The organism is Arthrobacter liuii (genome assembly GCF_014639275.1).
Classification (GTDB): domain Bacteria; phylum Actinomycetota; class Actinomycetes; order Actinomycetales; family Micrococcaceae; genus Arthrobacter; species Arthrobacter liuii.
Window position 1 is genome coordinate 1 of sequence record NZ_BMFW01000025.1, and the last position, 19,056, is coordinate 19,056.

Genomic DNA, 19,056 nt, shown 5'->3' on the forward strand with positions numbered 1-19,056 from the left:
GTTGGCGCCCACGAGATTGAGGCCATGGCCCACCAGCATGATGTGGTGTTGTGGATCGATTTCACGGACCCGACCGCTGATGACCTCCTTGGGGTGGAGACTGTGTACGGCCTGCACCGGCTCGCCGTTGAGGACGCGGTGCATGATTTTCAGCGGCCCAAGTTGGACCGCTATCCGAACCATTTGTTCCTTTCCGCCTATGAAGCCCATCTGGTCCCCGGGAGCGGGGAGCTCGCCGTGGCCGAAATATCGGCCTTCGTCACCCGGAATGCGCTGGTGACCGTCCACGGCCCCGAGTTCGATACCGACAAGCTGACGGCGCACTGGGACGCCGAAACGGACCTGACAGTACACGGGGTACCGTTCCTGTTCTGGGGCCTGCTGGACCTGATCGTGGACGGCCACTTCGACGCCGTCCAGGAGCTGGACGGGTATATCGAAGCCCTCGAAGATGGTCTGTTCGATGACCATTCACCGGATCACGATCTGCAACGGAAGACCTTTGAGATGCGCAAGAGCCTGGTCAAGCTCCGCCGCATCGTCCTACCGATGCGTGAGGTCCTGAACACCCTGCTCCGCCGCGATGATCTGGTCGGCTGCAGCGCGGCCATGCAGCCGTTCCTCCAGGACGTCTACGATCACGTGCTGCGAGCAACGGAATGGACCGAGTCCCTTCGCGACCTGGTAACGACCATTCTGGAGACCCACATCAGTATCCAGGGAAACCAGATGAACCTGGTCATGAAGAAGGTCACCAGCTGGGCTGCGATCATTGCCGTGCCGACCGCCGTGACCGGCTTCTTCGGGCAAAACGTGCCGTTCTTCGGCTTCCAGAGCGACTCGGGGCTTTGGCTCTCGCTGTCCCTGATCGTCGCCGGATCAGCCGTCCTTTATATGGCCTTCAAGAAACGCGACTGGATCTAGCAGCGCCTCGTGTTGTCTACGACCTGCTCCGGGAGCGGCGACTGCTCGGTGATGGGTTGTTCGTCGAGGAGTACACGGGGATCCACTCCTGGCTGGACCGGCCCACCCGCTACACCGTCGTTCACTCCCGCCTTGTGGCAGTGCTCTTCCTCGACACCCGGCCGGTGGACGCCGTCCCCTTCCACAAGGTCCAGGACCAAGGTGAAGCCACGCCAGTCCATTACTGATGCTCTGAAAATCGGGGACCGCCCAGCCCACATCGCCACCAGGGAGGAAGCCGGCCATTGGGAATCTCAATGTTTCTGTCAAGCAGCTTGAGCGCGGACTCTTGGTATTGGTTCCTGGTAGGTGGTGTGGTCGCGGAGCATGGCCCAGAGGACGTTGATGCGGCGGCGGGCTAGGGCGNCGTGGCGGTCCTCATCTGTGTGGCCGTCCACCGGTTCAGGCGAGGGTCCGTCGAGTACGTGGCCCCGCTTCGGCGGGCTGGCAGGCTGGCCGCCGGATATATCGCGGCGATATACTCCGTTGATGGCAAGCATAAGGTCCATGCGATTGAGGGCGGGGCTGAGTCAGAAGCAGCTCGCCGAGCTGGCCCGGGTCAGCCAGCCGAACCTGTCGGCGTATGAGTCCGGGAAGCGGACACCCCAGCCGGAGACGATCGGGCGGATCATGGCTGCCCTCAGGAGACGACCGTCCGAGATGCTCGCGGAGCATCGCCAGGAGGCCCTTGAGATCGCCGAACGGCACCGGGCCCACAATGTTCGCGTCTTCGGCTCGGCCGTCCGCGGCGAGGACACGCCAGCTTCGGACCTGGACCTGCTGGTCGACCTTGAGCCCGGAGCGACACTTTTCGACCTGTCCGAGCTCCGGCTCGACATGGTCGAGTTGCTCGGCGTGGAGGTGGACATCATCCCGTCCGGGGCCACCGGGCCGGTGATGGATCGAATACTGTCCGAGGCGGTGCCCCTGTGAACCACACGCCCGATGGCGCTGCCGGCGGCCATTTCGCTCACCGGAAGCGACAGGAGTCCACGTTTTCCCTGGCCGAGGCGCCGCCGGAACGGATCCTGACGCTGCTTGAGGCCATGGAACAGCGCCTGGACTGGGCCCGGGAGATCGTGGCGGAAGGGGAGGAGGCCTTTAACCGGCCGGCGAACTGGCGGTCCCGGGAGAGCTTGAAGTCAATTTCCATGGACCTGAATACGGCGGCCGACCGTTTCCCCGAGCGGGTGCGCGAGCAATATCCGGACATACCGTGGCGGGCGTTGCGGGGACTGCGCAACATTCTTGCCCACGATTACACCTCCACTCGATATGACATTCTGTGGAACACCGCGAAACGGGATCTTCCACGGGTCCGTAGCCAGCTCGCAGCGCTCAGGGCAGACATTGAAGGCCAGCCAACCGGGAGGGACGATTGATGGGCGCATGGGGTTACCTGCCGTTTGAGAACGACGACGCACTGGACTGGCTGGAGGAACTCGAAGCCCGCGGGGCCGCCGTCGTCCGCAAGGCTCTGGCGAAGGCCGGGGACCGGTACGTGGAGGCGCCGGATGGGGCCATTGCCCTCGCCGCCGCGGAGGTGACCGCCGCGAGCCAGGGCAACCCGCTCGGTGACCTGCCCGAAAACGTCACTGACTGGGTGACCGCCCACGGGCCGGAGATCACCGCCGAAGACGTCGAAATGGCAGTGGAAGCCGTCGAACGGGTCGCGGGGGAGAAATCAGAGCTGGCCGAGATGTGGGATGACGCCGACGAACCCGAATGGCGGGAATCCGTCGACGGGCTCACGGAACGGCTGCGCAGCGCGCTCCAGTAGTGCCGGGAGGTCACTGCCGGCTGTTCACGCCCCGCCGCGGCCGGCCTTGCCGCCACCCGGGAATGATCTCGTTCAGCTGTGCTTCCTTGGCTTGGGTGAGCTTCCCGGCCCGGTAGTCGATGCGCTGGGTATGCAGCCACACCCCGAGGGTGCGCTCCTCCCGGTCGTCGGTCTTGTTGTGCCGGGGGAATTCGTTCCCGGCCGCCAGGTAGGCGGAAACCTCTGCAAGGCGCTGCTTCCACCGGGCGGCGTCAGCGTCCCGCTTGGTCGGGTATGTCCGCCAGCCCGGGATGGCATCCAGGGCGTCGGCGTAGGCGGGGGAGAGTCTGCCGTTGTCGGCTTCCTGACGGCGCCGGACCAGCCACCCGGCCAGGGCAGACTCCCGTTGGGAGCGGCGGTGCACCGGAAGCCGGCCCTCGGCTGTGTAGAAGGCCAGGACCTTCTGCAGGTTCCGCTGGCCGGGCCCGGTGGCGCGTTTGGGGACCGGTGTGGCCGCGGCGCGGTGGGCGGCCCGCAACCCAGGGTCCTGCTTTGCGGCGGTGGCCAGGTGGTAGCGGATCACCGACTGGGCGGTTCCGGACATCGCGGCAATCTTTGTGGCCGGGATGCCTTTCCGGTACATCAGCACCCACTCCGGGTACGGGGTTGGGCGTTTGGCCTGCGTCATCGAACCGGTGGGTTGTTCCTTGGGGGCGCCGTCCGCTTCAGCTCCGCAATCCGCAGCCGCAGGTAGATGATGGCCAGGACCAGGGCGTAGACCGCCAGGACGGCCACGGCGATCATGACGATCGCGTACAGGATGCCCATGATGCCGAAGGCCGGACTCAAAATCATTGCTACCCCCATAGTCTTTGCCCCTAGGCTACGCGAGGGACAAGAGTGATTGCCCCAAGCGCCGGCAGAACACCCCGCGGACACCCGGGGGCAACCTTCGGATGGGACGCTGGCGGCATGGATAATTCCGACCTAATCGATTCCCCCGACGCCGTCATCTCCAGTAGCCAACTCTCATGCGGTGACTGGGTGGAGGCCTACTACCAGGGAAGCCTCGTCCACTACGGCAAGGTCACAGACATCGCGCCCCGTGACGAGCTCTTCTGGATCCAGGATGTCCTCACCGGCAGCCGGCGGCTCCTGGACGCCACCGAGTTCGAGATCCGCAAGGACGGCGCGGCACGGTCTGATTCCCCGTACAGCTGACGGGGTGCCCGCGGGGGTCTGGACAGGCGGGTAGGCTGCACATATCTTCAGACCAGCAAGATTAGCTGCCCTGTGGCCTGTCCCTTGGAGCGCACCGTGAGGGTTTTCGGCCGACGAGAGCATCGTGCCTATCGCTTGCATTTCGATGCGTTCCTTAGCGAAGCCGTCAGCATGGACCCAGGCAGCGATAGGGGCCTGGACCGGGAAGAGTTGTTCGGGCTGTATACGAGCTGGTGCCTTCTCACAGGGCGCGCTCCGCAGCCGGAGACGATTCTTTGGCTTGCCCTGCGCGACAGGGGCATCACCCCGGGCAGGAACACCGTGGCGATGACCGGACCGGCGGCAAGGGATTACATTGTCGCCAGCGCGCCCAGCGTGGCCTGAAGCGGCACCGGCTCCCTCACGTCCCGAGGTATTCCTTGTGGAACTTCGCGTTGATTCCAGCCATACTGTTCTCCCGTCGTCAGAGTTGGATCATCGGCCGCTATGAAGTTCCCAGGCCTGCCGGCCGGACCGATCCTTGGTCCCCAGACTTCGGTGAACAAGTCACAGCTCCCTTTGCTTGTCACGCCTTGTACTTGCCACCCGGCAGGCGGTTATGTCGATAGCGGATCCACCACCCGAGCCGAACCGCGCCGGAAGTTACGGGCCTTGATCGACAGAGTCCGGCACGCCCTGTTCACGTGAAGCCACGTCAGGGGCCGACTTGCCCTGGCGGCTCCGCGGGGGCGGTACGGAACGTCGGCCGCAGCCATGTGCTTGGGCCGGAATCCATCTCGGCTGGCCGGCGGCTGAGAATTGTTCCTGGCAGGGCCGCAGCGGCAGCCGCGGCCGCCTTGCCGACAACGAGAAGCTCGATCCTGTTCAGGAACGGACCCGGATCGTCTTCATACGTGATCATAATCGTCGGGCGTGCCCTTCGGCCGATCAGGGCAACCTGCGCCTGACCGGTCTGAACCGAGCGGACACGCTCCCACGAAATGAACCCGAACTCCACAGGGGTCCGGGTCATGCGGGAAATTCCGATGCCTTGGTCATCGACGACGAGCCCGACGTAGTAACCGGTAACGCGGTCGGAGCTCTGCTTCGGACGCACCGGCAGGAACGGATTCGCGAGGGTGTCGTTCCAGAAGGTCTTGACGATCAACGCATCCGGGTGTTCAGCACGCAGGCGGGCCACGGCGGCGTATTGCGTGGACCTGGAGATCGCCAGGACGGAGCCGGTGATCACTAGGACGATCAGCACGCCCAGCCCTATGGCTCCGAGGGCATCGCTGAGAGTGCCGCCGCTGGCTAGCGAACGACTAATTCTGAAGACCAGGGAGAGGGTGTAAAGGGCGGCACTGACCGCAAGAAAGATGAGCCGTTTACGGCGGTCGCGCATGATTCCCCCAATAGTCCACGACGGTGGTCGGGCCGACGCTACACCGGTAAAACGCCGTCGTCCAGCATCAATCGACGTTGAGTAACACCCCTGGGCCGCCGATTCCCGTCACCGCTGGGACGCCCAGTTCCCTTGAAGCGTGGCCGGGCGCACCGTCGTCGATTCGCAGGGTGTGCAGCCAGAACCCGAGGGTGCGCCCGAAAAAAAGTTACCACGCGGGGGAGCCTGTCAGGACCAGAAGTCGGCGCCCAGGGCGGTGTCCTCCAGCATTTCCCTGGCCTCGGTGACCTTCCCGTCCGAGATGCTGAAGACGACGACCTGCCGTTGGTCCAGGGTCCTGCCGTTGCGCTCGGCGTGGTTGGACTGGATTCCGACCGTGTACCTGTCACCCGGGGCCACGTCCTCCAGGGTGACCTTGAGGGAGCCGGTCGCCCGCGAGGCGAGTTCACCGAAGTACGCCAGGACGGCGTCCGGGCCCTTCTTGTCGCCTGCTAGTTCTCCCGTTCCGGCCGCATGCCACACGATGTCGTCGGCGAACAGTTCCCTGAGCGTATCCATGTCGCCTGCAATGAATGCTTCGTAGCCGCGGCGCACCAGTGCCGCATCTTCCTGTGATCCCATTTCCCACACCTCTGTCATCCTCGTCGGGATCTCGCGAGGAAAGATTAGGCCCGGGCCGCGGGCCTGTCGAGGGGGACAGGCCCCCTATAAATCCCCTGATTCCTGGCTTGCCTCAGGGGTCTTGTTTACCGACCTCAATCCGAAAGCTAACGAGTGACTTGAAGCGATAGATCGTCCTGCACCCCTTCAGCGACCACGCGCGGAGTCCGCGATCCGCTGCGCGGCTTGCTCTGGTGTGATTCCGGTGGTGTCAATGACCTCCGCGTCATTGTGCAGCCAGGTACGGGCTGCCTCGGCGTAAGGCTCCAGATAAGCGAAGCGGAACGTCGAGGGGCCGAGAACTTTGTCGTTCTGTATGCGGTCGCGCAGCGTCTCTTGGTCAGCGTGGAGCACGAAATGCCGGATCGGTATGCCGTGCTTAGTGAGACCGTCGCTGATTTCCCGCCAGAAGCTCTCGACCAGGACTGTCATCGGCATCACAAGTGTTCCTCCGGTGAATTCATGCACGCGCCGGGCAGTTTCTATGACAAGCGGGCGCCACGGGTCCCAGTGCTGAAAGTTGTCCGTTACGGGGAGCCCCGGTTTGATGTCCATGAGCACCTCGCCGACCTTCTCGGCGTCGAGGACCTGCGAATTGGGCAGAAGTTGCTGCACGAGTGCACTCGTCGTGGTCTTTCCCACTCCATGGGTGCCATTGAGTCAAACGATCATGGAGCGAACTCTAACGCCACAAGATGTCCTTGTGGTGATGTCCGCTCTCCTGCGAGGGGCGGGGTCAGGTTGCTCCCGACGCCGCACCTGGGCGCAGCCGGGGCTTTCGAACTTTGGCCGCAGCGCGCTGCGGGGCGCTGAGAAACCATGCCAAGACTGCGAGGCTGGCAGCGCTGATGACCAGATGGACGACGACCACCGAGAGGTCGGTCCGAATGCCCCCGGAGAGGTTGTCGGCGACGGCTGCGACAGCGAAAACCACCCCGCCGAGTGCGGAGACCAGGAGCACGCCGGGAGCTGCCGTGTAGCCGAAGGAGCGCCTGGCCCACAGCATGATCCCGCCCATGATCAGTACCGGGGTATCCGAAAGGTCTTGATGCGCTACAGTCCCCGGCCTCTGGTGGGCTTTTTGATCGAGCCTGCGCGTACGTCTCAAAAAGCTATTGTTGGCAAGGCGGTAGTTCTGTCGAGCTACTGCTTCACCACTCGACGTTGAAGGACTGAATGGCAGCGTTAATCACGGCGGCAGGGCTCTCAAGCAGATCAACTGGCCGGGCACCGTCCAGATAGCCGGTGGCGGAGACCATCCAGAGAGCCAGGCTGGTTCCACTGCGGCCGGCGCCTCGAGCAACCTTCATCAGGTCGTGCATCACGGGACGGATTGCGTGCCTCTGTCGGTCTACCTGGAAGCCTGGGTACCTGAGGCCTTCGGGTCGTTCGACGGCTAGGAGTCTGCCGGCAGCCATCTCGTCTAAAGCGAACTGTGGGCCCGCGGATGGCTCGGCTGCAGCTGCAGAGAGTTCGGCCTCCGTGAGTAGCCCGAACTCCGCCGCCATCTCCCGCCAAGCATTCTCAGTTGCCTTTAGCGCGCGGGCGTACTGGGGAGAAGAGTCGTCACCCATGACGACCTTCACGCACTGATGTGCGAACTTCTTCTGCGGAGAAAGCGGCACCTCGGCTCAGGTCTTCAAGCCCCTCGCTGATAGCCCCGAGAAGTTCGCTGTCCGAAAGCACCGCAGCGGTCTCGGAGCTGGAGTCGTAGCTTTCCATCCCTGAAGGGGTTGCCATAGGAAATTCTTGCAGACTCGCCAGAGGTTTGGACCGCGTAACGTGATGTTGTGAAGGATATGGACTGAGCAGGGAGTGTCGGTGGGGCCAGGAAACGAGGCTTACGAGCGGTCGGTCGCTGCCCAAAGACGGTGGCAGGCCGAGGTCGCGAAGGGGACACTCAGCATCCAGGAAGTGGCGGCGCTCCTGGACCCGGGACAGCCTGACCCGGCCCGCGTCGCTCAACTCGCTGAAGCTGGGGAGCTGCTCGGCGTCCTGCATGAAGGCGTCCTCAAATTCCCCAAGTACCAGTTCAGCGGGGCCGACATCCGTGAAGCTATCCCCCAGCTTATGGCACTGGCTAAGCGCGGTGGGATCCCACCATGGGATGTGGCCTACTGGATGATTTCGCCCAGCAGTCTCTTTGCCGCCCAGGACCGCCCGATGGACCACTTGGACGACCCCGACGAGCTGCTAACTGCTGCGCGGTACGAGTTCGAGACGATTTGGTAGCTGCCAACAGGTTCACTGGGCAGCGAGGAATTGTTCAACCCGCCGGATTTCCTCGTCGGTGAGACCTTCGTAGCAGTCGGGCTGAATTAACAGGAGATCCTTCAGCAGTGGATAGGCCGCCCTCAGTTCTTCCCCGTAGGCCACGGAGAAAGAATCGTCATCGATCCAGGCAACCCGGAAGGGAGACGTCTGCTGCTCGAGGAGTTCGCCGAGCACGGGCTTCTTCCATGAAAGTCGGGAGCGGTTCCAGAAGAAGATCTCACCGGGTTCGGGGGAGTACAGGACAGGGAGCTGAGGCAGGCCGACCTGGTCGAGCCACTTCGTCTTCCAGCCCCAGGAGGACAACCATTGCACGTCGGCTTCGGATGCAGCCCACCGCTTGACCGCCTCGACCACTGCTGGCCTGAACGCCACTTTTGCCGGAACCCGCGGTGGAACAGCGATGGCTGTCGTGAGCTGGTCGTGCGCCGGGGTGACTTTGCGGTGCGGCAGCGGGAAGACGGTGCCGTCGACGTCGAGAAGAAGAAACGTGCGGGTCATGCCTCTCCTTAGCTGCGGGCCTGAGCTGCTGGCGGTACTGGCGGATGCCCAGTTCCAGTTCGTGGTTGAACCGATCCGAACTGGGCGCGGGCCGTAGCTTTCGAATCACGTCCAGGTCGATGATGGCGTGACTACCCCCGTTCAGCGACGCTGAGGGCATCTGCCAATGGGGTAGGGACCGATGTACATCATCTCATCCATGGCCTGGTCCACGGTGCGGGGACCTGGTTCTCTGTAGCAGGACTGGTCCTTTGGCAGGAAGATAGAAAAGACGGGTGCGGTGGCTGCCTGATCAGGCGGATGAGCGACCCTAGTTGCTCTATATACCCGGTTGCGAATGGGCCGGCATTGGGCAGCGGCGGACCCTTCACCCGCCCCAAGCAGAATCTCACTCTGTAGACTCAAAGTATGGACGTCGACGGCAGTCGAAGTACCCCCGAGGGTTTGTCTGTGGCTGAACAAAACTTCTGGGAACGCCACTCAGGGATCAATGCGACACAACAGGACGTAGCCAAAGCGCGCGACTCCGACACGGCCGCGCGGGCAGACATGGTTGCTTCAGTCTGGACGGCTGAGCAGGTCGCCGAGCATTTGAACGTACCCGTTTCGACGGTTCTGCTAGACACTGCAGAGGGGAAGCTGTATTCCTACTCCGACGAAGGCGGGAGAAACTTTCCTGAATGGCAGTTCACCGCGACTGGCCAGTCCGTGATTCCTTCACTGGACTCTGTCCTTACTGCACTGCCAGTGGATCTTCACCCGCAGTCGGTGACCGGCTTCTTCGTGACAAGACAACCGGACCTGATCTTACGAGGGATCGCCGTCTCTGCGAAGGAATGGCTTGAGGCGGGAATGCCCGTTGACGCGGTTGTCCATATGGCGGCCGGTCTGAAATGTCAGAGTTGATACATCGCGGGAATAGGTCCATGGCTACTGGCCCGTCAGAGCCGCATAGCTGCCTTGGGTGTGCGGCCGAAGATGCAGGCCGTTGAAGGCGGCTGCATTCCGCATCCGCGGCGATAACGCCAGCAATGCCCAATGTTGGTACGGACGTGCAAGTTTCTTGTTTAGCTCTTAGCCGGGTCTTTTGTGACGCGGGCCAGTTTGTCGGGACGAAACTTGCGGCGGTGAAGATCCGCCTCCAAGGCTCTTGTGCGCCGGGGGTCTGCCAATTCAAGGTTCCCAAGGGTCCAGGGCAGCGATACGGACCACCGGCGAGGTTTGTCTGAGGGTGACGATGTGGTCGTCTCGGACTTGGATCCAGTAGCGGGCGCGTGCTCCGACTGAGCACGACTCCAACATGAGTAGCTCCAGAGGCTCCCCGTCGCGACGCAGTTGTGCAAACCCGACGTCCAGATACTCAATGACGGGCGCGGTAGCGGCCATGATTCGCTTCACTGTCCTGGCGGTCAGGTCCAACTCATACTGGCTTCCTGTCGCCGTGGTCACGACGTAGCGGCCTTCGTCGTCATTGCGTAGCTCCTGCAACATAATGAGACTGTAGCCGCGGGGTGTGACAGGATTCCCAGTGCTCGTCGGCGCCCCCGAGTCAGAACTTGGATGCGTAACCGCGTGCTTCTGTGTGCTCGTCGGAGGCCGTGCCTAATGTGCAGTGTCTCGGCCCATTGGACGGCGTCCTCCTTTGACGGGTGCGTTTGACGAAATCCACTAGGCCTCTGGGCATTCCCCCTTTTCTCGAACCTCACTCAGCCTTCAGGTTGAGCCTATTCTTATGCTATGAATCCTGGTGGGGCTCAGACGATAAACATAGCGATGGGCCCGGAGCAGGCTCCCTGGTGGCAGATTGTTGCAGTGTGCGCGCCATTGGTACTCATCTCGGTCGCCGTATTCGTAGTCACTGCCTTCTTCATACGGGGGAGGGATCAGACGGGATTACGCAGTGGAGCTGACTGGGACCAAATAAGGTGGGCTCTCGATGCGTCTGTGTCAGAAGATCCTCAGCGAGCCAAGATGGGCCGTCAGGCACTTGCTGCTCTGGCCCAACTGCCATTGAAAAGCGATGATCGCGCGATAATAGCGGCAGCATCCTCCCTGCTTCCCCCGCCCTTTGAAGAGGAAAGTCGCGCTCCGGTGGAAAAGCCGGAGTGACGCAGCAGAAGCAGGAGGCCCAGTTAATGCTATCGCCGGCGGGGTCTACAGTTTCGATCGCAACACTTCCGGACAACCGCAGGGGTGTTGACAGCTGCTTCTCTGAGCGGATTTTGGCGCTTCAGTAGTGGCTCCCTTCACATCACACCTAGCAGCTATATGCAGCGAGGAAGGCATATTAAGGACAGCATCGGCGTGGGGCGATGAGACCGCCAGTTCGATGAGCCTGCCAGGGTAGCCGCACCCATTTGGCGTGGGCGTGCGGGGTCAAGTAATCGGATTGCGCGCCCTGGTGGCGGTCTTGGTAGCTGCCTTCGGTTTCGTGCTTGAGGGAGGATCGGGTGGCGATGGGTTGCTCTTGTCGTTGTATTCGATCTCCCCAGCTTTCGCCAATTCGAGTTCCGCGGCAATCGCCTCCCTCATGAGGTTTAGCGCCTCGCGGCGCTTCAGTGCGGCTTCGATTTTTTGGTCTGCCGCGATTTGTTCGGGCGAGCGGGTTTCGTTGACTTCTAGTAGCGCCGGAATGACCAGGCCGAGAAGTCGTTCGGCGTCCGCAATGTCCTCGAGTCGCATCAGGGCTTCGCCCCGAAGGACCTTGGCCATCCGGTCATAGCTGACTCCGGCGAGCTTTGCATAGCTGCGGACGTTGTATCTCATGCCCCGCAGCGTGCCTGTAATTTTCACAGCAAGGGCGTGTTGCAGACGGGCGGTCGCGATCCTCTTTTTTTCCGTTTCCGTTCTGCCTTCGAGCCAAGAAATCCGCGCTACCTTGCCGAAGTAGGGCCGGTCCGGAGGGACTGCCATAAGTCGGGGCTGGAAACGGGGTGCACTCATGGCCTGATTTTAGGCCCACACCCCGGACATAAGCGTGGTCGCGGTCCTCTAGTTTTATGCCACGCCTTGTCCGGAACTTTGTGGGTGATTTTGCCCCTCTGAGCGTCGAGAGTCAGCCCTTAGGGCCCTTGACAGGCCCTTAGGTCGGCGTAGATTTTAATTGAGACGCAAATTGAAAAGTGGGCCCGACGAGACGACGAGTTTCTGGCAGTTTCGCAAAGCCGTGCTTGGAAGCGTCGCTGGAGTCCAGGCGTTCTGGGGACAGGACGTGGGGCCGCGTCGGCTGGGTAATCTCCGCCCAAGCCAAGTCGATGCCGATATTCTGGGTGGATCGAGATCAAGGGCAGCGGCGAGACGCCGAAGTTGCACATGCCAGATGAGACTCTAAGCGTGGTTTTGAGCGGGAACCTGGGCAACCGGAAACGGGACTTGTTGGACTGCATGCATTTGAGTGACCAGTCTTCGTCGGGGCCATCCCCAGTGCCACTGCTCGTGGTGGGCAAGTTTGTCCCCCGCAAACGGATGCCGCTCTCGATGCTTCCTCCCCTGCCACAGAGGATCTGCAAGTTGCGTGCCTTCCTGCCTGGAAGTGAAGCGCAGATCAGCTCGCTGACCTCTGCCGTGAGGGTCAAAACGTCAGCGGACAGCCCGGGATGGCGAGCTTGACGGTCATGATCGATAAATCTAATCGATCGATAGCGGCAACGAGCGTGCAAGCAGGGGATGCGAGACCGGACATCCCGAACCTCATCGCCCAGGCCTTGGCGCCACCAGGGACCAGACCCGTTGGGAAACTGTTACGGCTCAGGGAATTGCAGCGGATGAACTTTTCCTGGCCCGCACTCCTCAATGACGCGGCGCACGCCGCTGCTGCTTCCCGGCGTCCCCCCATCCGGCCGTTGAGGGTCCTGATCGAAGACGATGACCCCTCTCCTGCGGTCGAGTCCGCTTGCCGAGAACTCGGTGTCTCCCTCGTCAACACCCCGACGACACTGTTGGCCAATGCGATGGTCGAACGCGTCTTCGTCACCATCCGAAAACAATTCATCGACAAGTTACCAGGGCAGTCTCGGAGCGGTCACAGAGGCGCGGGCGCCGGTGAAGAGGACCTCATCCTGATGGATGATCTAGCAGTTGTTTTTGACCGCTGGGTTGTCCAGATATGGCCGTACGTCCGGGGAGATTACTAGGAAAAGCAGTGACTTCTCCACGTGAGCAGCAGAAGGTTGAGGCGGTCCCTACGGGGGCGTTGGTGGCGCAGCACACCTCCAGCGGCCCTGAACTGGAGAAGAGGTTCAGAAAATGAGGAGGCGGTCATGCTCGCCGGTGCATTTCGAGTGGTTTTGAGCCGCAATAAGAGTGATCCATTTAGGGATTTCAACAATAAAACTGGTTATAACGTTCTTCTGTGGCGGGAAAATGCGAAGAGCGGTCGGGGTGTTGTTCTCGACCGGAAAATCCGCGACTTCGACCCTTCTGGCTTCCCTTTGAGCCGAAGAGGATATAACTTCCCGCACCGGCGCAACTATGAAGGGTTTTACCCGTTCATCTCCGCTGGGGACTTCGTTTGGTACGAGTCATTGGAGGAGTTGAGATGTCTCGTGCTCCTGGAACACACAGAGAAACTGCTCTTCATCACCTCTCAACCCTTCTGTTTGTCGTTCAAGGACAACACGCGGCACTATCCTGACCTCTTCGTTCTAGGAGCTGACGGGCGCAGGACCGTGTATGACGTCAAGCCGATGGATGCTATCGACACAGACACACGGCACGTATTCGCGAAGACGAGTGATGAGTGTGAGCGGCAGGGTTGGCGGCACGTTGTCCTCCATGCAATAGCCGGATGGCACTGGACGAATCTTGAATGGCTTGCTGGCTTCCGCGCGGAAGACATGCATCCGACGCAAATTGAGGAGAAAAGCCTTCTCGAATACTTACGGACCCCGCACACAGTGGCCGAGACAGCCAGACGGCTTGATGGCGGCCAGCCTTCGTTTCGGATGCCGGCCATTTATCACATGATGTTTCGCCAGGCCTTGAGCTACGACCACTCCGGACCTCTGAGTCTGGACTCAACTATTTGGACGGGAGGCACACATGCAATCTGCAATCGGGCCGGGTGACGTCGTCACCGTTGCCGGGACGCGGTGGGAAATTGTCGCGTTCCATGACAACGTCTTTTCCATGAGGGACGTCAAAACCGGCGAAGTGACAGTCATGTCGTACTCCGAGATTTGCCGGGAATTGGATACACCTCCCACCTTCGATCGTCGTATTCCCGAGACTGGGAAGCTTGACGTGGCCAGCAAGTCTGAACGGCAAAGGCTGGAGGAATGGATCCCCAGGGTCGAGGAAATAATCGATGGGAAACCAGGGGGCGCCGAGGGTTACCGGCCCGGCTATAACCCTGAACTGACAACCCAGGGCCAGAGGGTTGACCTGATGGTTAGGCAACTTAAGGATGCAGGGATCGGCATCGGAAAACGTACTCTCGAGCGTTACGTGGCAGCGTACAAGGACTCGGGCCCGGCCGGCCTCGTCGATATGCGCACCACGCGAAACCACCATCCGCTGGACGGCATCCACTCAGCAGTGCTCGGCTGCATCGATGCCATGATCGAGGACCGGCTGTACAAGGCGAGCATCCCCTGGAAAGTCCAGGCGACCAACGTGATCCTGATGATCAAGGAACAATTTCCTGACAGGGAATTCCCCATCCCGGGACGTGACAGACTGATCGCTGCCATCAAGGAGAAAACGAAAGGCAGCGAACCCAACGGCCCAGCCAAACGCCGCAGGACCGCAAGTAACGCTCCCGACTGGACGTTCCACGGGATGTCAGCCATCATGCCCGGCAGTGAAGTGCAGATCGACAGTTCAAGGTACGACGTGCGCGCACGCAAGCCCGACGGTAAGCCGGGCTCATTCACCCTCACCGTCATGATGGACAAATGCACGCACACGGCCATGGCACTGAGCGTCCAGGACTCCGGGCAGGGTGCGGCGCACGCGTACCTCCTTGCGCAGGCCCTGTCACCAGCCGAAAGGCGGCCAGGCAGTGACGAACTGTTCAACCCCTGGGTCCTGAAGGGCAAGCAGCTCCCGTGGGCGTCGCTGCTGGACCTCCAGGAAGTAGCGAAATGGGAAACCCGTCGGCCGGTCATACGCATCTTCCGCATCGTCACCGATAACGGAAAGGATTTCACCAGCAAAGTCTTCGATTCCGCCTGCCGGCAACTCGGCATCATCATCACCCGCTCATCCACGCGCTCACCCACCGACAAGGCGATGATCGAACGGTTCTTCGACACCCTCCTGGACCAGTTCATCGCCTACCTGCCGGGCAACACCGGCGGTGGCGTCGATAGGCGCGGCAAAAACCCGGATGCAGAGGAGTTGCTGGACATCGAGGACCTGGTCATCCTGCTCGACAGGTGGATCGTCCAGTATTGGCAGAACCAGCCTTTGGACGCCTTACGGGACCCCCTTGCACCGTCGGCCAAACCGGTCAGCCCCAACGTGATGTACGCGAGCATGTTCCCATTCGTTGGATATGTACCGCTCGCTTTGGCCGAGGCCGACTATATCTCTCTCATGCCGGTCGAGCACCGCACTCTGCAGAGTGACGGCATCGAATTCCATCGCCGCCAGTACGACTCCGACGAACTCCATCTGTTAAGGATGCACACGTCAGGGGACTCGAAGCTTGGCAAGAATGGCGGTGAATGGGAAATCCACTACCGGCCTACAGATCCCCGCACAATATGGGTCTACGTTCCGCACGAGGACCGCTACATCCCCTGCTACATGAAAGAAACCCGGTTCGACAATCCGCACCTATCCGGCGTATGGACGATTGCCCATGAATTCGTCGAAAACGGCTACGTCATCCCCAGCGAGGAAGCGGCTGAGGTATCTGCCTCTTTCATCAAGAGGGAAGTGGCGAGGATCAGGCTTGCGGAAAAGCGCAAAAAGGCCGCGGAGTTGGCGGAACACTTGGCGGAACTGCAGGGCATGGGCGGCCCGGCAACCCGCACCACCCTGTCCGAAGGGTCAGCGGTTGGCGAGGACTGGGACAACGTTCCTGACTATCCCATGACGGCACCTGGCGTGGAACGCCCCTCACCGGAAAGCGACCTAGATGGAGAGATTTGATTTTCGCGGCAACCAAGGCCTGGTGGTCACCCACTGGTCCGGCTACCTGCAGTTTCTGCTCCAGCGCGGGGAGAAGTTCCGGCTCGTCCCCATGGCGGAACTGCTGAACATGACTCCGTCGGAAAGGACAGCATATGACCTCGCACGGTTGGACTTTCTGTCGGACAGGGTGACCGTCGAAAACGAGACAGTAGTCAACATCAGGACGACACTCGAAACCGTCATGCACCTCAACCATGGAAAGCCCAGGGGCGGTTATGGCGTCTTCGTCTCGGCCCCGTCAGGCCGTGGGAAAACGACCGCCGTTCACCTCGTATTAGGCGAGGTACTCGCGGCCTACCGCGACGTGAATCCGAGTTCCCTTGACAACATCCGCAGCTGTCCGGTCGCGTACATCTGTGTCCCGGACAGCGGGACCCCCAAAAGCATTTACATGGAAATCGCCGACTACCTGGGCATCGCCTACAAACCGCACGACAGCGACCCAATCCTACGGACCGTAGTGCTCGCCGGTATCGCCGGATCCGGCATCGAGGTCTTCGCTATCGACGAAGTTCAGAATCTGGAAAACGGCGGATCCTATTCCAGAAGGGCCGCCGATGCCATCCGACGACTGGCCGACGACACGACAGCCACGTTTCTTTTAGCCGGCATCAACCTGGAAGTCACCAACCTCACGCGTGGCGCGAGGGGGATGCAAATCTCCAACCGATTCATCAGGGCCGATGTGGCCGAATACAGCCCTGAATCCGAGAATTGGATGTCAAGGTGGCAAGGACTCGTCACGGAGATGGCGAACGCCCTGCCGCTTTACGCCACGCGGCCCGAAACCTTGAAGCCTTTCGCAGGACCGCTGCATAGCATGACGGGAGGAAGCGTCCAAGCGCTCAACCTCATGTTGACCCAGGTCGCCCGTGAATTGATTGAGATGGCGGATCCGCGCCGCGAGACCGTCACACTCGAGCACCTCCGGGCGGCCCGAGTGAATATGGCAACTGAAGCTCATATTAGGGCGCAGTTGGGCAGAACTAAGACGAAGGCAGACAAGAGCGCAAGCACGAGAGCCTACAGAACCAAAAAGCCGGGCCCACGTGCTGACGAAAACTAGAGGGCCTTTAGCACCAGGACTGGCACCCCGCCACATTGCCGGAGAGACCCTCATCAGCTTCGCCGGGAGAACAGGAAGACGCCTTGGAATGGAAACACAGTACCTCTGGGGTGTGGCTGCCGCAGGAGTCCGGCGTACCAATTCAGGCAAAGCGACCTATGAAGAGACCGCACAGGAACTCTACGGTCTGTGCCGGCGAATGGCCGCGCTTGGCCCCCAAGAGCTCACATTGAAGAGCTCCACGCGCACCCGCGGAGCCGTCGCACCCCTTTCCTGGCATGCCTGTCAGAAATGCGCTGCGGGAGACATCGTGGAACTCGAACCGGCGGAACGACCACTAGTCTGCCGGAAACACCAATCGTGGATCGGGCCCAGCGCCGCACCCAAAAGACAGCTACCCGGCCGCCCGGCGTTGCCGGCCTCGTATCATAGCCAATTTGTTTGCCATGCTGTGCTTGACGCTGCTGTCCGCCTTGAAGAACTCATCGCTTCGGGCCGAACCATCTGGCGCATTGTGAACGAAGTTTTCTCCCGCATCTCATCTGCGAAGCGGTGCCGGTACCGCGGCGCACCCGCACCCAGCGACCTTCCGTTGGCAGTGGCGTTGGTCGAGGTCCTGACTGACGACGGCCTGCACCAACAACTGGTAGATAGCGAGGTCACCTTCCGTCAGGGGTACCAGATACTCGCTGAGGTCATTGCCCGTAAAGTACCCCGGGTAAGTTGGGCGGTTATTGACCAGGCATGGCTGTTGCTACGTCCGGCCTTCGTTTGGTATCGGACCACCCAACTCGGGGACAAGGGAACCGGAAGCTTCGAGCCGCTTCTAGGAACGGGCCTGGAGGGGAGGACGGCGAATTATCCGCTGGAGCCTATGTGGCGGTATCTGGACTGCCTGAGGACCAGCAATAGAAGCGACGACCAGTGGTGGAATGACCGCTTTGCCGTACCGCTTGCTGATCCAAAAGCAGAAAAACTGCTAATCTGCACACGCGGCCATGTGCAAAGCTGGCGCAAGGCCAAGGCACGCCGCGCAGGCGACGATGGATTCCACTGTTCCATCTGCAGCGGCCAAAGGATCGTTCCGGGATACAACTCTCTCGGAGACGTCATGCCACAGTTTGCCCTCGAATGGGACCAGGACGCCAACGGAGATATGACCCCGTACATGATCGGACCCGGCTACAACGGCAAAGTGGGATGGAAAGATCAACTCGGACACCACTACCAAGCCTACGTGACCAACCGGACCATCCATGGGACCGGGTGCCGATTCTGCGCGGCCAGGGGCGTTCTGGCTGGCTACAACGACCTGGCCACGACTCACCCCGAGCTGGCGGCCATGTGGGACTACGAGGCCAACGGCAACCTGAAACCGACCGCTGTTTCTGCAGGAAATGCCACCACCGTCATACACCTTCGATGTCCAAATGGACACAGATTTAGCCGGAAACCGGCGAAACTGATCCAAGCCGGCGGAAGCTGCCAGGAATGCAACGGCAAGAATCTAATTCCCGGGACCAATGACCTCTCAACTGTCCGCCCCGATGTTGCCGCCTGGTGGGACTGGGCAAAGAATGAACCATTGACGCCGGACAAGATAAAGCCTGGGTCCGAGAACACGGTGTGGTGGGTCTGCCCCCGCGGACACGCATTTCCGAGCACTCCTGCATACATGTGCAGCCAAGAGAAAATAAGCTGCCCTGTGGAATCAGGACGACGCTTGGTTCAGGGCGTGAGTGACCTCGCTACCAAAGAACCTGAACTCATCAAGGACTGGGACCATGAAAAAAATGGGTGCGGTCCCGAAACTCTGGTCCCTGGCGCGGGCAAGTGGGCATGGACGTGCAAATACGGCTACACACAGCTCCGTAGTGTGGTCAACCGACGGAGGGCAGGAGGCTGCACCGAGTGTTCGCCGGCCGACCGTGTAGCCGCAGGGCAAAGAAAGAATACCCGCGGGCGTCAAGGGTGGGACAAGCGCATCGCTGCTCAAAAGTCGCGGCTTGCAAACACAGAATAGCGGAGTCGGACACTTGGCGCGCCAAAAGCGACTGATGCCCGAAGATCCTGGGCTCCTCCAGAACTATA

The 19,056-nt window shown here is 61.1% G+C and carries 23 protein-coding genes; 13 read left to right on the forward strand and 10 right to left on the reverse strand.

Annotated features, from left to right (window positions below; translation table 11 throughout):
• From IEW19_RS17995 to IEW19_RS18020, 5 genes are all read left to right on the forward strand, one after another.
• Positions 1-924, forward strand: a 924-nt coding sequence (locus IEW19_RS17995; RefSeq protein ID WP_188572960.1) for a magnesium transporter CorA family protein, incomplete at its 5' end; no start/stop codon positions are given.
• A 56-nt stretch (positions 925-980) separates the two neighbouring features.
• Complete coding sequence (locus IEW19_RS23650) at positions 981-1,151, forward strand: hypothetical protein (RefSeq protein ID WP_229748565.1); 171 nt, start codon at positions 981-983, stop codon at positions 1,149-1,151.
• A 319-nt stretch (positions 1,152-1,470) separates the two neighbouring features.
• Positions 1,471-1,896: a helix-turn-helix domain-containing protein gene (locus IEW19_RS18010; RefSeq protein ID WP_229748566.1), complete on the forward strand. Its 426-nt coding sequence runs from the start codon at positions 1,471-1,473 to the stop codon at positions 1,894-1,896.
• Positions 1,893-2,345 carry a HepT-like ribonuclease domain-containing protein gene (locus IEW19_RS18015; RefSeq protein WP_188572962.1) on the forward strand — a complete coding sequence of 151 codons (453 nt, stop codon included), beginning with the start codon at positions 1,893-1,895 and terminating at the stop codon, positions 2,343-2,345. Before IEW19_RS18010 ends, IEW19_RS18015 begins: the two co-directional genes overlap by 4 nt.
• Positions 2,345-2,743, forward strand: coding sequence for a DUF4259 domain-containing protein (locus IEW19_RS18020; RefSeq protein WP_188572963.1), 399 nt, complete (start codon positions 2,345-2,347; stop codon positions 2,741-2,743). The genes IEW19_RS18015 and IEW19_RS18020 overlap by 1 nt, the downstream gene beginning before the upstream one ends.
• 10 nt (positions 2,744-2,753) lie before the next feature.
• On the opposite strand, the gene IEW19_RS18025 is transcribed toward IEW19_RS18020, so the two are convergent.
• Positions 2,754-3,410 carry a helicase associated domain-containing protein gene (locus IEW19_RS18025; RefSeq protein ID WP_188572964.1) on the reverse strand — a complete coding sequence of 219 codons (657 nt, stop codon included), beginning with the start codon at positions 3,408-3,410 and terminating at the stop codon, positions 2,754-2,756.
• Positions 3,407-3,577 carry a hypothetical protein gene (locus IEW19_RS18030; RefSeq protein WP_188572965.1) on the reverse strand — a complete coding sequence of 57 codons (171 nt, stop codon included), beginning with the start codon at positions 3,575-3,577 and terminating at the stop codon, positions 3,407-3,409. The genes IEW19_RS18025 and IEW19_RS18030 overlap by 4 nt, the downstream gene beginning before the upstream one ends.
• A 117-nt stretch (positions 3,578-3,694) precedes the next feature.
• On the opposite strand from IEW19_RS18030, the gene IEW19_RS18035 reads away from it, so the two are divergent.
• Entirely contained in the window at positions 3,695-3,943 is a 249-nt protein-coding gene (locus IEW19_RS18035) for a hypothetical protein (protein WP_188572966.1), read from the forward strand.
• A 694-nt stretch (positions 3,944-4,637) separates the two neighbouring features.
• Here the strand turns inward: IEW19_RS18035 and IEW19_RS18040 are convergent.
• The 5 genes from IEW19_RS18040 to IEW19_RS18060 form a co-directional block, all read right to left on the reverse strand.
• Positions 4,638-5,327: a hypothetical protein gene (locus IEW19_RS18040; protein WP_188572967.1), complete on the reverse strand. Its 690-nt coding sequence runs from the start codon at positions 5,325-5,327 to the stop codon at positions 4,638-4,640.
• A 228-nt stretch (positions 5,328-5,555) separates the two neighbouring features.
• Positions 5,556-5,948: a nuclear transport factor 2 family protein gene (locus IEW19_RS18045; RefSeq protein WP_188572968.1), complete on the reverse strand. Its 393-nt coding sequence runs from the start codon at positions 5,946-5,948 to the stop codon at positions 5,556-5,558.
• Between the two features lie 186 nt (positions 5,949-6,134).
• A complete protein-coding gene (locus tag IEW19_RS18050; protein ID WP_229748567.1) occupies positions 6,135-6,602 on the reverse strand; it encodes an ATP-binding protein in 468 nt (155 codons plus the stop codon).
• 121 nt (positions 6,603-6,723) lie between these two features.
• Positions 6,724-7,005: a hypothetical protein gene (locus tag IEW19_RS18055; protein WP_188572969.1), complete on the reverse strand. Its 282-nt coding sequence runs from the start codon at positions 7,003-7,005 to the stop codon at positions 6,724-6,726.
• 133 nt (positions 7,006-7,138) lie between these two features.
• Positions 7,139-7,573 (reverse strand): hypothetical protein, encoded by a 435-nt coding sequence (locus IEW19_RS18060; protein WP_188572970.1) that lies wholly within the window; start codon positions 7,571-7,573, stop codon positions 7,139-7,141.
• A gap of 235 nt (positions 7,574-7,808) precedes the next feature.
• Between IEW19_RS18060 and IEW19_RS18065 the strand changes: the two genes are divergently transcribed.
• Complete coding sequence (locus IEW19_RS18065; protein ID WP_188572971.1) at positions 7,809-8,219, forward strand: hypothetical protein; 411 nt, start codon at positions 7,809-7,811, stop codon at positions 8,217-8,219.
• A gap of 12 nt (positions 8,220-8,231) precedes the next feature.
• Here IEW19_RS18065 and IEW19_RS18070 read toward each other — a convergent pair whose 3' ends face one another.
• Positions 8,232-8,759, reverse strand: coding sequence for an HAD domain-containing protein (locus IEW19_RS18070; protein WP_188572972.1), 528 nt, complete (start codon positions 8,757-8,759; stop codon positions 8,232-8,234).
• Between the two features lie 408 nt (positions 8,760-9,167).
• Between IEW19_RS18070 and IEW19_RS18075 the strand changes: the two genes are divergently transcribed.
• On the forward strand, positions 9,168-9,665 hold the full coding sequence (locus tag IEW19_RS18075; RefSeq protein ID WP_188572973.1) for a hypothetical protein: 498 nt from the start codon (positions 9,168-9,170) through the stop codon (positions 9,663-9,665).
• Between the two features lie 267 nt (positions 9,666-9,932).
• Here IEW19_RS18075 and IEW19_RS18080 read toward each other — a convergent pair whose 3' ends face one another.
• Complete coding sequence (locus IEW19_RS18080) at positions 9,933-10,250, reverse strand: hypothetical protein (RefSeq protein WP_188572974.1); 318 nt, start codon at positions 10,248-10,250, stop codon at positions 9,933-9,935.
• Between the two features lie 885 nt (positions 10,251-11,135).
• Positions 11,136-11,702, reverse strand: coding sequence for a hypothetical protein (locus tag IEW19_RS18085; RefSeq protein WP_188572975.1), 567 nt, complete (start codon positions 11,700-11,702; stop codon positions 11,136-11,138).
• Positions 11,703-12,364: 662 nt separating this feature from the next.
• Here IEW19_RS18085 and IEW19_RS18090 point away from each other — a divergent pair.
• The 5 genes from IEW19_RS18090 to IEW19_RS18110 all read left to right on the forward strand — a co-directional run bounded on the left by IEW19_RS18090 (position 12,365) and on the right by IEW19_RS18110 (position 18,988).
• Entirely contained in the window at positions 12,365-12,892 is a 528-nt protein-coding gene (locus tag IEW19_RS18090; protein WP_188572976.1) for a hypothetical protein, read from the forward strand.
• A 126-nt stretch (positions 12,893-13,018) separates the two neighbouring features.
• Entirely contained in the window at positions 13,019-13,825 is an 807-nt protein-coding gene (locus tag IEW19_RS18095) for a TnsA-like heteromeric transposase endonuclease subunit (RefSeq protein ID WP_188572977.1), read from the forward strand.
• On the forward strand, positions 13,800-15,857 hold the full coding sequence (locus IEW19_RS18100) for a TnsB C-terminal domain-containing protein (protein ID WP_188572978.1): 2,058 nt from the start codon (positions 13,800-13,802) through the stop codon (positions 15,855-15,857). The genes IEW19_RS18095 and IEW19_RS18100 overlap by 26 nt, the downstream gene beginning before the upstream one ends.
• Before the next feature lie 22 nt (positions 15,858-15,879).
• Positions 15,880-16,965: a TniB family NTP-binding protein gene (locus tag IEW19_RS18105; RefSeq protein WP_188572979.1), complete on the forward strand. Its 1,086-nt coding sequence runs from the start codon at positions 15,880-15,882 to the stop codon at positions 16,963-16,965.
• 88 nt (positions 16,966-17,053) lie between these two features.
• On the forward strand, positions 17,054-18,988 hold the full coding sequence (locus tag IEW19_RS18110; protein ID WP_188572980.1) for a zinc-ribbon domain-containing protein: 1,935 nt from the start codon (positions 17,054-17,056) through the stop codon (positions 18,986-18,988).
• Positions 18,989-19,056 lie beyond the last annotated feature (68 nt).

Coding starts and splice junctions, on each gene's coding strand:
- IEW19_RS18010 (WP_229748566.1), top strand. CDS start 1,471: ATGCGATTGAGGGCGGGGCTGAGTCAGAAGCAGCTCGCCGAGCTGGCC.
- IEW19_RS18020 (WP_188572963.1), top strand. CDS start 2,345: ATGGGCGCATGGGGTTACCTGCCGTTTGAGAACGACGACGCACTGGAC.
- IEW19_RS18025 (WP_188572964.1), bottom strand. CDS start 3,410: ATGACGCAGGCCAAACGCCCAACCCCGTACCCGGAGTGGGTGCTGATG.
- IEW19_RS18030 (WP_188572965.1), bottom strand. CDS start 3,577: ATGATTTTGAGTCCGGCCTTCGGCATCATGGGCATCCTGTACGCGATC.
- IEW19_RS18035 (WP_188572966.1), top strand. CDS start 3,695: ATGGATAATTCCGACCTAATCGATTCCCCCGACGCCGTCATCTCCAGT.
- IEW19_RS18040 (WP_188572967.1), bottom strand. CDS start 5,327: ATGCGCGACCGCCGTAAACGGCTCATCTTTCTTGCGGTCAGTGCCGCC.
- IEW19_RS18045 (WP_188572968.1), bottom strand. CDS start 5,948: ATGGGATCACAGGAAGATGCGGCACTGGTGCGCCGCGGCTACGAAGCA.
- IEW19_RS18055 (WP_188572969.1), bottom strand. CDS start 7,005: ATGGGCGGGATCATGCTGTGGGCCAGGCGCTCCTTCGGCTACACGGCA.
- IEW19_RS18070 (WP_188572972.1), bottom strand. CDS start 8,759: ATGACCCGCACGTTTCTTCTTCTCGACGTCGACGGCACCGTCTTCCCG.
- IEW19_RS18075 (WP_188572973.1), top strand. CDS start 9,168: ATGGACGTCGACGGCAGTCGAAGTACCCCCGAGGGTTTGTCTGTGGCT.
- IEW19_RS18080 (WP_188572974.1), bottom strand. CDS start 10,250: ATGTTGCAGGAGCTACGCAATGACGACGAAGGCCGCTACGTCGTGACC.
- IEW19_RS18085 (WP_188572975.1), bottom strand. CDS start 11,702: ATGAGTGCACCCCGTTTCCAGCCCCGACTTATGGCAGTCCCTCCGGAC.
- IEW19_RS18095 (WP_188572977.1), top strand. CDS start 13,019: ATGCTCGCCGGTGCATTTCGAGTGGTTTTGAGCCGCAATAAGAGTGAT.
- IEW19_RS18100 (WP_188572978.1), top strand. CDS start 13,800: ATGCAATCTGCAATCGGGCCGGGTGACGTCGTCACCGTTGCCGGGACG.
- IEW19_RS18110 (WP_188572980.1), top strand. CDS start 17,054: ATGGAAACACAGTACCTCTGGGGTGTGGCTGCCGCAGGAGTCCGGCGT.